At 62.8% G+C, this 16,196-nt stretch carries 13 protein-coding genes; 8 read left to right on the top strand and 5 right to left on the bottom strand.

The annotated features are described in order from the left end of the window. The first annotated feature begins 214 nt into the window (after positions 1 to 214). Positions 215 to 2,008, top strand: a complete 1,794-nt coding sequence (locus tag RH858_RS06305; RefSeq protein WP_259534448.1) for an orc1/cdc6 family replication initiation protein — start codon at positions 215 to 217, stop codon at positions 2,006 to 2,008. A gap of 34 nt (positions 2,009 to 2,042) precedes the next feature. Here RH858_RS06305 and RH858_RS06300 read toward each other — a convergent pair whose 3' ends face one another. After that, positions 2,043 to 2,981: a S26 family signal peptidase gene (locus RH858_RS06300; protein ID WP_259534449.1), complete on the bottom strand. Its 939-nt coding sequence runs from the start codon at positions 2,979 to 2,981 to the stop codon at positions 2,043 to 2,045. Positions 2,982 to 3,092: 111 nt separating this feature from the next. Between RH858_RS06300 and RH858_RS06295 the strand changes: the two genes are divergently transcribed. The 5 genes from RH858_RS06295 (at position 3,093) to mptA (ending at position 8,306) form a co-directional block, all read left to right on the top strand. Next, the gene (locus RH858_RS06295; protein WP_259534450.1) at positions 3,093 to 4,712 is read left to right on the top strand and encodes a DNA-directed DNA polymerase II small subunit; all 1,620 of its coding nucleotides are present in this window, start codon (positions 3,093 to 3,095) and stop codon (positions 4,710 to 4,712) included. A 64-nt stretch (positions 4,713 to 4,776) separates the two neighbouring features. Next, positions 4,777 to 5,397 (top strand): GTP-binding protein EngB, encoded by a 621-nt coding sequence (gene engB / locus RH858_RS06290; protein ID WP_259534451.1) that lies wholly within the window; start codon positions 4,777 to 4,779, stop codon positions 5,395 to 5,397. A gap of 133 nt (positions 5,398 to 5,530) precedes the next feature. After that, positions 5,531 to 6,769, top strand: a complete 1,239-nt coding sequence (locus tag RH858_RS06285) for an FAD-dependent oxidoreductase (protein WP_259534452.1) — start codon at positions 5,531 to 5,533, stop codon at positions 6,767 to 6,769. Positions 6,770 to 6,861: 92 nt separating this feature from the next. Then, entirely contained in the window at positions 6,862 to 7,278 is a 417-nt protein-coding gene (locus RH858_RS06280; RefSeq protein ID WP_259534453.1) for a hypothetical protein, read from the top strand. A 92-nt stretch (positions 7,279 to 7,370) separates the two neighbouring features. After that, positions 7,371 to 8,306 (top strand): GTP cyclohydrolase MptA, encoded by a 936-nt coding sequence (gene mptA, locus RH858_RS06275; protein WP_259534454.1) that lies wholly within the window; start codon positions 7,371 to 7,373, stop codon positions 8,304 to 8,306. 49 nt (positions 8,307 to 8,355) lie between these two features. On the opposite strand, the gene RH858_RS06270 is transcribed toward mptA, so the two are convergent. Beyond that, positions 8,356 to 9,159, bottom strand: a complete 804-nt coding sequence (locus tag RH858_RS06270) for a TrmB family transcriptional regulator (protein WP_259534455.1) — start codon at positions 9,157 to 9,159, stop codon at positions 8,356 to 8,358. Between the two features lie 272 nt (positions 9,160 to 9,431). On the opposite strand from RH858_RS06270, the gene minD reads away from it, so the two are divergent. Further along, positions 9,432 to 11,111: a cell division ATPase MinD gene (minD, locus tag RH858_RS06265; RefSeq protein WP_310561364.1), complete on the top strand. Its 1,680-nt coding sequence runs from the start codon at positions 9,432 to 9,434 to the stop codon at positions 11,109 to 11,111. Between the two features lie 24 nt (positions 11,112 to 11,135). On the opposite strand, the gene RH858_RS06260 is transcribed toward minD, so the two are convergent. Both RH858_RS06260 and RH858_RS06255 read right to left on the bottom strand, forming a co-directional pair. Continuing rightward, positions 11,136 to 11,768, bottom strand: coding sequence for a DUF309 domain-containing protein (locus RH858_RS06260; protein WP_259534456.1), 633 nt, complete (start codon positions 11,766 to 11,768; stop codon positions 11,136 to 11,138). Positions 11,769 to 11,801: 33 nt separating this feature from the next. Then, complete coding sequence (locus RH858_RS06255; protein ID WP_310561363.1) at positions 11,802 to 13,721, bottom strand: aldehyde ferredoxin oxidoreductase family protein; 1,920 nt, start codon at positions 13,719 to 13,721, stop codon at positions 11,802 to 11,804. A 120-nt stretch (positions 13,722 to 13,841) separates the two neighbouring features. On the opposite strand from RH858_RS06255, the gene RH858_RS06250 reads away from it, so the two are divergent. After that, positions 13,842 to 15,674 carry a radical SAM protein gene (locus RH858_RS06250; RefSeq protein WP_259534458.1) on the top strand — a complete coding sequence of 611 codons (1,833 nt, stop codon included), beginning with the start codon at positions 13,842 to 13,844 and terminating at the stop codon, positions 15,672 to 15,674. Here the strand turns inward: RH858_RS06250 and RH858_RS06245 are convergent. After that, complete coding sequence (locus tag RH858_RS06245) at positions 15,583 to 16,191, bottom strand: undecaprenyl diphosphate synthase family protein (protein WP_310561362.1); 609 nt, start codon at positions 16,189 to 16,191, stop codon at positions 15,583 to 15,585. The genes RH858_RS06250 and RH858_RS06245 overlap by 92 nt on opposite strands. Positions 16,192 to 16,196 lie beyond the last annotated feature (5 nt).

Raw genomic sequence — 16,196 nt, 5'->3', positions numbered from 1 at the left:
GAGATTCTGACCGGATAACGAATTGATGAATCAGTGAACGGGGCTGAAATCGTTCGAGGACAACGCTTTTATGCCGCCTCTTCGTCTGCTTCGTTTGCATCATCTGGACTTCGGGTGCGAATCGAACCTCCGAGAATTCGGGCCGACGGCCGGGGAACCCGTCGTGTTCCGGTTCGCGCACCGATGTCCTCCAGTCGAAACGAAGGGGTGCAATATGGACGAGGACGACACGAAGCCAGTCGACGACGGCGACAGCAGGGACGACGAACCGTCGGTATCTTCCGAAAGGGTCCGAACGGACGACTCGAAGGCGATCGCCAATCCGGACGGGAAAGGAAACCCGGACGAAATAACCGGCTCTCGGGACGCTACTGATTCGAACTCCGGCGATGTCGACGACGTGTTGGCGGCCGGAACGACTGGGCAGACGTCGGACGGAGGGGGAAGCGAACCGACGAGCCGCGATCGGTCTTCGCCGGAGGTCGACATCGGGAGCATGGTGCTCGACGACGAGGGTGAAGACGACAAGGGGTTGTTCGACGACCTGTTGTCCGGCGAACCGATCTTCGAGAACAAGGAGGTGCTCCGACCGTCGTACACGCCTCACAAACTCCCGCATCGTTCGGATCAGATCAACCAGATGGCGACGATCCTCGTGTCTGCGCTTCGGGGGGAGACGCCGTCGAACATTCTGATCTACGGGAAAACCGGAACCGGGAAAACCGCGAGCGCCAAGTTCGTCTCACAGGAACTCGAATCGACGTCCCAGAAGTACGACGTCCCCTGTGATGTCGAATACATAAACTGTGAAGTGACGGACACCCAGTATCGGGTGCTCGCACAACTGGCGAACAAGTTCATCGAGAAGAACCAGAACCGAATTCAGGGACAGCTCGAACGTCTTCGAGAGCTCCGTTCGGACGTCGTTCGGGACGGCGACCTCCAGCAATCCATGGACGGACAGTCGGCGGGTTTGGGCGGACAGTCGGCGGGTTCGGACGAACAAACAGCGGGTTCGGACGGACAACCGGCGGATTCAGAAGAGATCACCGTCTCGGAGTTCGACAGCGTCGAGGAACTCGACGAGCGGATCGAGGGTCTCGAAGCAGATGCCGAGGGGATGAAGGAAGTTCCGATGACGGGGTGGCCGACCGATCGCGTGTATTCGACGTTCTTCGAGGCGATCGACTACCGCGAGCGCGTCGTCGTCATCATGCTGGACGAAATCGACAAACTCGTCGAAAAGTCGGGTGACGACACGCTGTACAACCTTTCGCGTATGAACTCCGAGCTCGACAACTCCCGGATCTCTATCATGGGGATCTCGAACGATCTGAAGTTCACCGACTTCCTGGATCCCCGCGTCAAGTCGAGCCTCGGCGAGGAGGAGATCGTCTTCCCGCCGTACGACGCGAACCAGCTCCGGGACATCCTCCAGCATCGCGCGGACGTCGCGTTCAAGTCCGACGCGCTCACCGAAGACGTGATTCCGCTGTGTGCGGCGTTTGCGGCTCAGGAACACGGCGACGCCAGGCGCGCGCTCGATCTCCTCCGAACGGCGGGGGAACTCGCCGAGCGCAGTCAGGCGGATCTGGTCCGCGAGGAGCACGTCAGACAGGCACAGGACAAGATCGAACTCGACAGGGTCGTCGAGGTCGTCCGGACGCTACCTACCCAGAGTAAGATCGTTCTGTTTTCGATAATCCTGCTCGAGAAAAACGGCGTTCACAACATCAACACCGGCGAGGTGTTCAACATCTACAAGCGACTCTGTGAGGAGATCGACGCAGACGTGCTCACCCAGCGCCGCGTTACGGATCTGATTTCCGAACTCGACATGCTCGGGATCGTCAACGCCGTCGTCGTCTCGAAGGGTCGGTACGGAAGGACCAAGGAGATGAACCTCTCGGTGCCGATCGAGGAGACGGAGGCAGTCCTCCTTTCCGACTCTCGGCTCGGCGACATCGAAAACGCACAGCCGTTCGTTCAGGCGCGCTTCGACAACTGACTCCCGATCCTCTCGGTTTCGCTGAACCGGAACGCTAGTTGCGCCGATTCATCCAGCCCGCGTTGCGCCCGACAGCCACTGCGCTCGCCCCGGACGCGACAAGCACGGTTTCGGGGTCGAGAGGAACGGCGGGTAGCGTTCCGGCGAACGGCCCGGCTTCGCCGGTGAAGATCAGGCGGATCCACCCCAGCATCGGAACACGGAGGCGAGCCACGCCGGTCACCCAGTCCTCGTGGACCACCGGGGCGATGCCGTTGTGTTCGTAGTCCTGATCGTACCACCTGTTGTGATCGCCCTTGGTAATGAACCCGTCATAGGGGGCGGGACAGGTCGCGAGTTCCTCGCAGCTGTCGGCGTTCATCGCGTCCTGGTCCACCCGGTCGTACCAGTTCTCCCCCTCTTCGACGTGGTGGTGGGCGCGGTGGATGATCGGTGATCCGGCACGGTCGGGCGGATCAAAGACGATCACGGATCCGGGCATGCCGAACGTTTCATAGCCCACCTCGGCACCCTGTTCGTAGGTCACGACCCCGGTTCCGGGGACGGCGACGTCAGGAGCGTACCGCCCGGGTTCGGTAACGAGCACGAGGTCGCCCATGTTCATGTTCGGCTCCATGCTCGTGCTCTCGACGGCGACGAGGGGCGGCCATACTCCACTTATGGCAAACAGCACCAGGCCGATCGCGACTACAACCACGACGCTCAGCAACACCTCCCGGACGACCATATACGGGCCGTCCTGGTCGTTCAGGAATCGATCCAACGGGGTTCGATTGTCCTGCCTGGCGTCGGGTTCGCCGCCGAGATCCGGCTCGGCGTCGTTACTGGTTTCGTCACTGCTGGTTTCGTCGCTACCGAGATCAACACTATCGGACCAGCCACTATCGGCCTCGTGGCCATCGCCTTCGTCTGGCGGAACGGGATCGCCAGCGTCGGTGTCGTCGTCGGTAGGGGGCCGCTCCCCGGATGTCATCGGAGAGTATTCGTCACCTCGTCGTTTCAACCTTCTGGGTTCGAAACGATGTGGAATTCGGCCCCGGAGCGCTCCGGCACGCTTTTGAGCGATCGAATCCATCCGGGAGACGTGCCGCTGGAGACGCCCTCGCGTATCGTCCAGGAGCTGGCGAGCCGGGGCTACAACGCTGAACGCGAGGCCGTCACGCTGATCGCCGGCGCGTCGAACCCGGGTGCGGTCCTCGAGGCGACAGTCGATCGCACTCCCGGTGACGCGCTCCGGATCACCGCTGACACCGTTCGTGAGGTCCTCGAAGCCGACCCGAACAGCCGGGACCGAACCCCGAACGACAACCCCTCTGTTTCAACTGGAACCACCACCGAGAATCCACCCGACGATGGCCAGTCGTCTCCAGTCGAAACGAAGGGGTCTTCGGATCGGGGGAGCGGACGGTCCAGCCGAGATCCCTCCAAAAGCGGAGATGCCTCCAAAAGCCGAGATGCCTCCAAAAGCCGAGATGCCTCCAAAAGCCGAGATCCCTCCAAACGATCCATTGAGGTCGCCGGAGACATCACGGGACAGTCGACCGGGACGGGAACGTACGACGATTTCGTCGCAGTGTTCCGGGACCGGTTCGAGAAACTCTCGAAGAAGCTCCGAAACCGGGTCAACCATCGGCCCGCGGAGACGATTTCCGCGATGTCGGGCGGAACCGACGTCGAACTCATCGGTCTGGTGAACGAGATCCGGTCGACCTCTGGGGGACACTGGATCGTGGAACTGGAGGACACGACCGGCACCTTTCCGTGCCTGGTGATGAACGACAGGGACATCGTGGAACTCGTCGACGACCTCCTGTTAGACGAGTGTATCGCCGTCTCCGGGACGCTCTCGGACGATGGCGAGATCGTGTTCGTCGACTCCATCCACTTCCCCGATGTTCCGCGGAGTTACCGCCCGTCGACGGCGGATCGTCAGGTCCAGGCCGCATTGATTTCGGACGTTCACGTCGGCAGCCAGGAGTTCGCCGCCGACGCGTGGCACCGGTTCACCGACTGGCTCCACTCCGAGGAAGCGGCGTCCGTCGAGTACCTGCTGATCGCTGGCGACATGGTCGAAGGCGTCGGCGTTTATCCGAACCAGGACGAGGAGCTTTCGATCGTCGACATCTACGACCAGTACGAACGGTTCGCGGAGTGTCTCAAGGAGGTTCCAGGGGACATGGAGATCGTTATGATCCCCGGAAACCACGACGCAGTCAGGCTCGCGGAACCCCAGCCCGGCTTCGACGAGGAGCTTCGGGAGATCATGTCGGCACACGACGCCCGGATCTACGGCAACCCGGCGTCTGTAACGATCGAGGGGGTCACCGTGCTCATGTACCACGGTGTCTCGCTGGACGAACTCATCGCCGAACTCCCCGAGGAGAAAGCAAGCTACGAGGAACCACATCGGGCGATGTATCAGCTTCTCAAAAAGCGACACGTCGCGCCACAGTACGGCGGCCATATGCGTCTCGCCCCCGAAACGGAGGATTACCTCGTGATCGAAGAGATTCCGGACGTGTTCCATACCGGCCACGTTCACAAACTGGGGTGGGGGAAGTACCACAACGTTCTCGCGGTGAACTCCGGCTGCTGGCAGGAGCAGACTGCCTTCCAGAAGTCCGTGAACATCGAACCCGACTACGGCTACGCCCCGATCCTCGATCTCGACACGCTCGAGTTGGCGGTCCGGAAATTCGTGTAGCCACCTGTCTGGACGATGCGTTCCGTGACGGGTTCCTTATGAATCCTCCAGCGGTAGGGAAACCATGTTTCAGAACCGGCCGGATCGCGATACTGAAGTCGTACTCGTGGGACGCTCGAACGTGGGGAAGTCGACCCTCATGCGCGAACTCACGGGACACGACTTCACAACCGGGAAGAAACCCGGCGTCACCCGGAAGCCGAACCACTACGACTGGGCCGGCGAATCGTTCATGTTCACGGACCTTCCGGGGTTCGGCTTCATGTCCGGTGTAGAAGAAGACCGGCGAGAACAAATAAAAACGGACGTAGTCAGGTACATCGAAGAGTACGCCGACAATATCATCGCGTCCGTCCTCGTCGTCGACGGGAAGGCGGTGATCGACATTATCGACCGCCACCGGGCGGACGGGGAAATCCCACACGACGTCGAACTGTTCCACTTCCTCGAGGACGTCGGCGCCAGTCCGATCGTGGCCGTAAACAAGATGGACAAGGTGGACGACCGCGACGACCGACTCGACGAGGTGTGTGATCGACTCGGCCTGTTTCCCCCGTGGCAGCAGTGGCAGGACACCGTCGCGCCTATCTCCGCAAAGCAAGGACGGATCGAACCACTACTGGAGTGTCTCCGTTCCCGATTCAAGGCGGAAAAGCGGGACGACCTTTTAAAATTCGTCACCTGAACCGCCGTGTTTTTCTGGATCGTTCGCGGAAAAACCTTCCTTCCCTTAAAGACCTAAAACCTGTGTTATCATTCCTCACGATTTGTCATCGATATAGCAATCCACATTAACCCCGAACACGAAATCTTCGCTCATGAGTGAATCGTTCGTCATCATCGGCGACGGAATCGCTGGCTCGTCGGCGGCAGAGACACTCCGTGAAGAAGCGCCTGACGCAGACATCACGATCCTCACCGACGAGGGTGAAGCGCTGTACAACCGGATTCTGATAAAGGAGTACGCGAAGGGCAAGCTCCCCGAAGCGCCCGTCTCGATCCACGAAACGTCGTGGTACGAGGAGCGGGACATCGATCTCCACTTGAACACGCTCGTCACCGACATCGACGTGGAGAACGACCAGGTCGAGACCCACGAGGGCGAGACATACGGCTACGACAAGCTCCTCGTCTCGATCGGTGGCACTCCCCAGCAGCTTCCGGTTCCGAACTCGGACGCCGAAGGGATCCACCACTTCTGGACGTTCCAGGACGCACGGGCGATCCGGGAACACGTCGAACAGGCCGAAAGCGGCGTCGTCGTCGGAGCTGGCCTGCTCGGGATCGACCTGGCGGCGATCTGTGGTGCACAGGACCTTCCGGCCCACTATCTGATGCGCGGCAAGTGCTGGTGGCGGTATGCACTCTCGGAGGAGGGCGCCGAGATCATCCACGACGCGCTCCGGGACGTGGGTGTCACACCGGTGTTCGAATCCGGCGTCGACCACTTCGAGACGGACGAGGACGGCAAGCTCGTCGCCGCCGTCGATCCGAACGGCGAACGGTACGAGGCGGACTTCGGGGGCGTCGCGATCGGCCTCGACTTCAACACCGAGCTGCTCGAGGACACCCCTGTCGAGACGGACACCGGCATCTACGTCGACGAGTACATGCGGACGGACGTCGACAACATTTTCGCAGCGGGTGACGTCACCGAGTTCCACGACGTCATCCTGGGCGAGCGCGCACAGAACGGCGCGTGGGGCTCCGCAAAACAGCAGGGGACCATCGCCGCGAAGAACATGATCGACTACGGCAGCGAGGAGTTCCGTTGGGTTTCCTCGTACTCGATCACGCACTTCGACTTCCCGTTCCTCTCGTTCGGTCACCCGACGCTGGGCGAGGAGACTGTCGAGCGGAAACACTCAGAAAACGAGTGGCGGCGGCTCGCGTTCAAGGACGGCAAGATCATCGGCGGCGTCCTGATCGGCGACCTCTCCCCGCAGTCGGCGTACAAGCAGCTGATGCGGGAAGAGCGCATCGTCGCGGACCAGAAGGACGTCCTGATGCAGGAGGACTTCACGGTGGACGACCTCTCGGCCCCACAAAAGCAGTAAGCCGGCGACCGATCACAGATCGCGCGGCGTAGAACGTCGACGGCGCGAGGGAAAGCGAAGCGGTTTTCGGCGCAGCCCGGTTTCTCTCCGGTATGGACCCCGGTTCCAGCGACATGACGCTGGCGTTCGAGCTCGAGGCGCTCAAAGAGCTTGCGGATCCGAACGCGGTCATCAACGACGCCCGGCAGTGGACGAAATATCTCGGCGTAGTCAGCGAGAAACCGACCTACGTCGTCACGAACTTCACGCGGAAACACCGGATCCGTCAGGACTTCTTTTCGGGCCCCCGTGGCGTAACAGAGAGCCTCGAGAACGTCAAGGATCAGTTCGACACTGAACGATACGTACTCGTCGGAAACTCCGAGGACGCCGAAGAGATCGCAGAGAACGTCGGGTGGGAGTATCTCCCCTTGTCCGACGCGGCAGAGGCGGCCGACTGGCAGATCGCGGCCGACGACGGGAACGACGTCGATCCGTTCCAGGAGGACGGACGCGACGACTGGCCCTGACCGCCGATTTCTGCGTTTCGGCCGTCCCGCGACTACCGTCATGGACGACGGCATGGAAAGGTCTAACAGCGCAGACTCCCTCATTTCGGGAGATGAGTCACCAGCTGCCAGACGTTCAGGCGAGTCGTCCGGACGTGACCGTCGGCCTCTCTCAGGTCGGTGTTACCGGAGTTCAAAAGCTCGTCAAACTCTCGCGCGGATCGCTGCGTCCGATCGTTCTGATGGCGGAGTTCGAAGTGTTCGTCGATCTGCCTGCCGGCCGAAAAGGGATCGACATGAGCCGAAACATGGAGGTCATCGACGAGATCCTCGAAGACATCACCCGCGAGGAGGCGTACCGGGTCGAGGACGTCTGTGGAGACGCTGCAGAGCGCCTCCTCGAGAAGCACGACTACACGTCGACGGCCGAAGTCCGGATGACCGCAGACTACATGGTCCGGGATCGAACCCCTGCGAGCGAACGCCCTACGCAAAACACCGCGGAAATCATCGCTAGTGCGGTCGCGACCGACGAGGAAACCCGATCGGAGATCGGGGCTGAAGTCACCGGGATCACCGTCTGTCCCTGTTCACAGGGGATGTCTGAATCCCGTGCTCGCGAGCAACTCGAGGACCTCGGGGTCGACGAGGAAACGATCGATCAGTTCCTCGATCGTGTTCCGCAGCCGGGACACTCACAGCGCGGTCACGCGACGCTTACCGTCTCCGACGAAGGGTCACCCGACGTCGACCTGGTTGAACTGATCGACATCGCGCGGGACGCGATGAGCGCCAGGATCTACAACCTGGCGAAACGACCAGACGAGGACCACATGACCTACCACGCCCACGCGAACGCGAAGTTCGTCGAGGACTGCGTCCGGTCGCTGGCGGAGGACGTCGTCGACCAGCTCGATCACCTCCCCGACGAAGCAGTCATTCGGATGAAACAGTCCAACGACGAGTCGATCCACCAGCACAACGCCCACGCCGAGCGGGAGGTCACGATGGGACAGCTGCGCGAGGAGCTCGCCGGAAACGGCGTCTGACTGCGGATATTCGAAATCCGATCACGGAGTTTCGCGATCTCGCTCTCGTCTACAGATTCAGCGGTTTCGCGTTCTCCCATCGGGGCTCGAACGACTCTCGGACGTCGCCGGCGAACTCCGGATCCTTCAGATCGATCATCGCGAACGCTTCGCCCGGATCCAGGGGATTCGACACTTCGATGCAGACCTCGACGTCGTCGATCAACTCGAAGGTGCCCTGTAAACCGGTGGCGACGCGGACGGAGAAGTTCTCCCGGTCGGCGAGCCGTTCGGTGTACCGTCGGCCCACGCTCCGAGGGAGCCCGTCGACGACGTCGGGCGAGAGAAGCAGGGAGACGGAGACGCCGCGTTCGAGCGCTTTCTCGAGCTCGTCGGTGATCTGTTCGCCGATCTCGCCGAGGTCCAGCCCTGCGGCGGGTGCGCCCGCCACCATGACGATCTCCCGTTCGGCCGTCGAGATCCGTTCGAGCAGCAGATCCAGCGTTTCGTCGGGACCGACCGCCGCAGTCCAGAAGTGGCCGTCGACCGGTTCGGCGGTCTCAAGTTCCTGTGAGAGCTCGTCGACGACGTCTTCGTACTGTTCGGCCTTCCGTTCGAGCTCCGCTTTCCTGTCCGCGAGCAGACGATCGAGCCCCGCGTCGGGCTCGACGGCGACGTACTTCTTCGGCCGGCTCGCTGCCTGGCTCCGAACCAGGCTGTACTGCTCGAGACTGTTCAACACGTCGTAGATCCGTCCCATCGGGACTTCGCTCGCCCGCGACAGCTCCTTTGCCGTCGTCGGGCCGAGACGCAGAAGTGACCGATAGGCCCGGGCCTCGTACTCCGAGAGCCCGAGATCGCGGAGGCTCGCCATGCCCGAACGTTGCCGCGTCAGAGTATAAACGCACCGAAAGTTTATGGAATGTTGGAACGTCCAGTCGCCGCATATCTCCGGGAATCTGGCGTCGTTTCCGTTTCGAGACGACAACCGACTGGCCCGGATCGGGGCGGTGCCAACTTTCGACTCGTTTTTCCCGTGACGGACGGCGGTTTCCCCCCGTCGACAGCGGCTTCTCCCGAGTTCGCTCCGGTTTGCACCCCTTCGACGCCTGTACTTTTATATTCTCCACCGAATTCGTCGAACACATGAGCAAATCGTTCACGGTTGCCAGCGCGAAGGGTGGCGTTGGCAAAACGACGACGACGGCGAACCTGGGGGCGGCGCTCGCGGCGGCCGGTCACGACGTAGTGCTCGTCGATGCGGACATCGGCATGGCGAACCTCGGGGCGATGCTTGGAATCGTTCCGGAGGGGCCGACACTCCACGACGTGTTATCGGGTGACGCGAACCTCGAGGAGGCGCTTTACGAGGGGCCCTGTGGAATGCGCGTTGTTCCGGGGAGCGTCGAACTCGAGGCGTACGCGGGCGTCGACCCGGCGAAGTTGCGGGAGGTCGTCGAGACCCTGTCGGAATTCGACGGCTACGTCCTCGTCGACAGCAGTGCTGGATTGAGTCACGACAGTTCGCTGCCGCTCGCGCTCGGCGACGGGACGCTTCTCGTTTCGACGCCGGACCGGGCGTCGCTTCTGGACACCGAGAAAACACGCGAGCTGACTTCCCGACTCGGCGGCTCGGTACTCGGCGTTGCCCTGACGCGAGTCGAGCCGGACCACCCGATGCTGCAGTCGGCACCGGAGGTACTGGGCGCCGACGTGATCGGAGAGATCCCCGAAGACGAAGCGGTGACCGCGGCTGCTGCCGCACAGGAACCACTGGAGGTTCACGCGCCGCAGTCTCCGGCTGCGGTTTCCTACCGCGAACTCGCCAGGGAGCTCACCGGCGAAGCGATCCCCGAACCGGAACCGGAGACGGAGCCAGAATCTGTCGCCATTTCGGGCGGTGGTTCAGAACCCGAAGACGAATCCATTTCGGATTCGGGGGAGGAGGCGGAGGAGGCTGCCGTGGCTTCGGGACCGGAGCAGGAGGCGGCGTCCGATGCGGAACCTGAAGACCTGGAGTTAGACGAGGAGTTGGGTGAGGAGACGGATGAGTCAGAGGAGCTGGAGTTAGACGAGGAGTTAGAGGAGGAGTCGGACGAGTCAGAGGAGCTGGAGTTAGACGAGGAGTTAGAGGGGGAGTCGGATGAGTCAGAGGAGCTGGAGTTAGGCGAGGAGTCGGATGAGTCAGAGGAGCTGGAGTTAGGCGAGGAGTCGGATGAGTCAGAGGAGCTGGAGTTAGGCGAGGAGTCGGATGAGTCGGAGGAGCTGGAGTTAGGCGAGGAGACGGATGAGTCAGAGGAGTTGGAGTTAGGCGAGGAGTCGGATGAGTCGGAGGACTTGGAGTTAGAGGAGGAGTTGGGTGAGGAGACGGATGAGTCAGAGGACTTGGAGTTAGACGAGGAGCCGGAAAACCCGGAACCGGATACTCGTGAAGACGAGGAAGGTTCCGAAGACGAGATCGAACTCGAAGAGCCGATTCAGGAGGCTGGCTCCGGGAAAAAAGACGAATCGGCGGCGGCCGAAACCACAGCAGAGTCGAACGAAGAAGAACCGGCAGAATCCGGCGGTGAGTTGGCGGAACCCATCCCCGACGCAGAGCCGTCTGACGCCCAGGAGGACAGTCCTGACGCGGACGAGGAGTCGGACGAGAACGAACACGACGAAGGCGACGGGAAAACTGCAGAGGACGAAGCTGACGACGAAGAAGCAGAGGGAGCGGAGGAACCGGAGGAACCGGAGGAACCGGAGGAACCGGAGGAATCTGACGAAGCTGACGAAGAAAAAGAAGAGAAGAGCGGTTTCTTCAGCAGACTGTTCGGCCGTTAGCAGGGTCGGCGGGACTGTTTGGCCCTACGTTTCGAACAGCCCGCTCACGTCGTCGCGTTTCCGTCGTCGTCGACGAATCCGGGCAGCCAACTGGTCGTAGACGAACTCCCGAGACGGATCCTCGCCGGCGACGAAATCGAAAAGCAGCGTCGTGATCGCCGCGCGGCCATCCGCCTGTTCTTCCCGGGCGACTTCGATTGCCTCGGCCAGTATGTCTCCCTCGTAGGTCTCGTACTCCTCGGCCAGCGCGTCGACCGCCGGTACGAGTTCCTCGAATGGGAGATCCGTCACCTCGAGAACGTCTTCCCGGTACGAGATCGGATCCGGGGGTCCCCGCTCGATCCGCTCGGGATCGCGTGCGAGCGCGTTCAGGAACGCGACGGCGTCTCCGACGGCCACGCCGCGATACCGGTTCGGAAGGTCGTCGAGATACTCGCGACCGCTCTCGGCTAGCCCCACCGCACCACTCCAGTTGCGGTTTCGGGCGTGGTGTATCGCCGCAGTCAACTGTATCAATCCGTGAAACAGCTTCTCGTCGTCGGTTCCGGTCTCGAGTTCCAGCCAGACCTCCTCCCAGGGGTCGTGTGCAGCGTGATACTCCCCAGTTGCGTACAGCACGAGTCCGGCCCGAAGCGGCCCGCCGATCGACACGTCCATGACGTTACGTTTGGCGTCCGATCCCGACAGCGCTCAGACGGCCATCTCGTTGGTGACGCCGATCTCCTCGCCGACGTCGGGGATATCCAGTTGGGAGAGCGTCTCCCGGAGCGGGACGCCCTGGGTGTCCCACCCGCGGACGGCGTAGTACCGATCGAGTTCCCGTTCGTACTCCGCTTCGTCGATGAATGCGCCCTGACTTGGCCCGTCCGGGACCGTCTCGGTGAACCGCGGGGGGAGGCGATCGTCCTCGCGACTGAATCCTTCCCGCACGTTGTACGCCTTCGAGAGGTTGTACATCCGCTCGCCCGCGGTGAGGAACTCCGACCGGGAGAGGTCGAAGCCGGTCATCGCGTTGACCAACTCACGGACACCCTCCGAGAGAGTGATGCCGCGGGTGAACTTGCAGACGCCGGTGATGTCGTAGACCGCCATCAGGTCTTCCATCTCCTTGAGTGCGATCGCCTTGCCCTCCATCTTCGTGCGATCGTAGTTCTCGAAGTCCCAGAAGTCCCCGCCCATCTCGAGGGCGTACAGACAGGACGTGAGGTGGTCGGCACCGCGGGGTGAGACCCCGAACGCCAGCGCCATTCCCTTGATTCCGCGTGCCTCGAACCCGGCGGGAGCCTGGTTTTTCACGTGGACGGCGAACTCCTCGCCGGCGCCGGCCCGCTGTGCGGCCCGGACGTGACCGTCCATCAGCAGCTGTCCGAGTTCGCCCTCGCCGCTGGCCATCCGACGCAACAGCTCCAGCAGCGCGTCGGCGTTCCCGAACTCGAGGTCGACGTCCTCGTCTCCGACGTCGATTATGTCCTTTTCGGCTGCCTCCATCGCCCACGCGATCGCGTTGCCGGCGTCGATCGTGTCCAATCCGAGCCGGTCGCAGATCTCGTTTGCCTTCGCGACCGCCTCGATGTCGTCGACCTCGACGTTTCCGCCCAGCGCGTACTGAGTCTCGTACTCCGGGCCGTCGACGGCGATGTCGCCGTACTTCGTGTCTTCGGCCTCGAAGAACTGGCTGCACGGTTTCGTACAGTACGGACACGGTCGCTTGGTGTCGACGTACTCCTCGGTCCAGTATCGCGGATCGAGCGACACGCGATCCTCCTCGGGATCTTCGAGTTTGTCGTACGCCCGCTTGAAGAAGCCGGACTGCCAGTTCCGCGTCGGGAAGATGCCGAGCGCGGTGTTTTTCGCGTCGAACGCCTCGCCGGTACCGTACTGGACGTCGACTGTGGGGTTCCCGGTTCCGGTGATGTCGGTGCCGCCCCGCCCGGTCGTCTCCAGACGCCACTTCTTGTTGAGCTCCTCCAGTTCCTCGGGACGGGCGACAGGGATGTCCTTCGTCCCCTTGACCGCGATCCCCTTCAGGCGCTTCGAGCCCATCACGGCGCCGGGTCCGCCGCGACCCGCCTGCCGGTCTTCGCATTCGATCATCGAGATCCGGGACTCGTTTTCCCCGGCCGGTCCGATGACTGCCGTCCGGAAGCCGGAGCCGTACGTCTCCTTGAGCTTCTCTCCGGTCTCCCAGGTGTCGAGCCCCCACAGGTCCTCGGCGGACTCGACGCGGACGTCGTCGTCCTCGATGACGAGCGTCGACGGCTCCTCGCAGGCGCCCCGCACGATCAGCGCGTCGTAGCCGGCCCGTTTGAGCTGGTCGCCCATCTTCGCTCCCACGATCGACTTGCCGTATCCGCCGGTGAGCGGAGACTTGAATCCGAACGTCGTCTTCGACCCCGTCGGAACCGACGGGCCGACCAGCAGCCCCGGTGCGATCGCGAGCACGTTTTCGGGATCCAGTGGATCGACCTCTGGACCGACCTCGTCGTAGAGAATCCGGGTGGTGAATCCAGATCCACCGAGATACTTCTGGACGTAGTCGTCGGACAGTTCTACTGTCCGGTGTTCTCCAGTTGTCAGATCGACATCGAGAAGCCGTTTCCAGTAACCCATAACAGTACGTTACTCGTTTCGGGAGCAGCATAACAGTTGTTCTGTTTCTCGGTCGTTGCTCACGTTGCCACGCTACCCTACCGATCGATTTTACCGTCTCCAGCCGGTATATACCGTTACATGGCGGATTCGGATCTCGAAGTCACTATCGTCGACGGCTACGTCGACGAACCGGCACACTTCGGCGTCCCGCCGTACATTTCGACGTATCCCCGGTTCACGGCGGGGGCGCTGGTCGACGCCGGCGTCGCTCCCGGCGACGTCACCTATCACACGATCGATGCGCTCCGGGACGACAGGAACCGGTGGCGGGACGTAGCGGGGGCCGACCTCCTGGTGTACGTCGGCGGGATGACCGTCCCCGGGAAGTACGTCGGCGGCACGCCCGCCGAACCCGAAGAGGTCCGGGAACTCGCGTGGACCGCCCGCGGGACGACCCTCCTCGGGGGGCCGGTCCGGTTCGGCGTCGGCGAGGAGAACGCCGGCGCACAGGAAACCCGCCGCGAGGATCTGGATTTCGATTTCGTCGCGAAAGGTGACGTCGAGGCGGCCGCCCACGATCTCGTCGCGAACGACCTGGAGGGGTTCAACGACCGAATGCGCGACAACGACGAACTCGACCGGTGGGCAGCGGCCGGCGCGTTCGTCGTCGAGGGGCATCCGAACCATCCCGACTACCTGATCGCAGAGTTGGAAACCTCCCGCGGCTGTGCCTACCGGTGTTCGTTCTGTACCGAGCCACTGTACGGCAACCCGTCCTTCCGGACGCCGGAGTCCGTCGTCGAGGAAGTCCGGGCACTCGCCGACGCCGGCGTCCGACACTTCCGGCTCGGGCGGCAGGCGGACATCCTCGCGTTCGGCGGCGACGGCGAGGCCCCCAATCCCGGGGCGCTGTCCCGGCTGTACGGTGGGATCCGCGAGGCGGTCCCGGACCTCGGCACGCTGCATCTCGACAACATGAACCCGGTGACGATCGTCGAGTACCCCGAGCGCTCCCGGGAGGCGATCCGCATCATCGCCGAACACAACACGCCGGGGGACACCGCCGCGTTCGGCCTCGAATCCGCCGACCCGGTGGTGCAAGAGGAGAACAATCTACTCGTCACTGCCGAGGAGTGTCTCGAGGCGGTACGGGTCGTCAACGAGGTCGGCGGATGGCGTCCCGGCGACGATTCGGGGCCGGAGACCGGCGATCCGGACGGTGACGGTCGGCGGTACGGCCCGTCGACAGATCCCGCCCCGGGCCAGAATCTCCCGAAACTTCTTCCGGGCATAAACCTGGTCCACGGGCTCCAGGGCGAACGCGAGGAGACGTTCGAACACAACAGACGGTTCCTCGAGCGGGTCCTCGAGGAGGGGCTGATGGTTCGGCGGATCAACATTCGGCAGGTGATGTCCTTCGAGGGGACGGAGATGTCCGACGTCGGCGCTGACATCGCCCGCGACCACAAAAAGCAGTTCAAACAGTACAAACAGGAGGTTCGGGAGACGATCGATCGACCGATGCTGCGGCGCGTTGCCCCGCCGGGGACGGTGTTGCCGGACGTCCACCTCGAGTACCATCGCGACGGGAAGACGTTCGGCCGGCAACTCGGTACGTACCCGCTGCTCGTCGGGTTGCCGGGCGAACGACAGCTCGGGGACAGCGTCGACGTCGCGATCGTGGACCACGGCTACCGGTCGGTGACGGGGATCCCCTTCCCGCTGGACGTCAACGCGGCTTCGATGGACGAACTCACGGCGATACCGGGAATCGGGCGCTCCCGGGCCGGAGACCTCGTCGTGAACCGACCACACGAAACGCTCCCCGAACTGGACGACGGGAGTGTCGGCGGGGCCGACGTCGACCTGTCGGCGTTTCTCACCGTCCGAACCGACGCTGGCGGTTCTGAAAATCCAGAAGTGCCCGGAGATAGTCCCGCTTCCGGAAGTCCCGCCAGTTCACGTCGGTGAAGTACAGCTCCGCGTAGACGGACTGCCAGATCAGAAAGTCCGAAAGTCGCTCGGCGCCGGTTTTGATGAGCAGGTCCGGCTCGTCGGGGAAGACCAGCCGTTCGCTCACGTCCGCCTCGTCGATACTGTCCGGATCCAGCGTTCCAGCCTCCACGTCGGCGCCGATCTCGCGCACCGCCCGAGCGAACTCCTGTTTCCCGCCGAGACCGATGTTGACCGTGATCGGCGCGTTCGCGGGCTCCGTAGACTCGGGCGTCCTGACTGCGACCGGACGCGGAGCGTCGACGTCGCGAAGTTCCCGTTCCAGGGTCGGCACCACGACCTCGTCGAGCACGCTTACCGTAATCGTCACCTGCTGGCCGCCGTACTCGAACGCCCAGCCGAGAAACGACTCGAGCGTGTCGTACGCGCCCTGTTCCAGCAGGTCGCGCTCGGTGATCGCGACGGCGACGTGGCGCGGCGGCTCCGCATCGTGTAGCCGGTGGCGGACGGCGAGGTACCGATCGTACAGCCCCACGTCGC

It is taken from the genome of Halalkaliarchaeum sp. AArc-GB (genome assembly GCF_031432225.1).
Taxonomy (GTDB): domain Archaea; phylum Halobacteriota; class Halobacteria; order Halobacteriales; family Haloferacaceae; genus Halalkaliarchaeum.
This window is presented reverse-complemented; position numbering and strand designations above follow the sequence as displayed.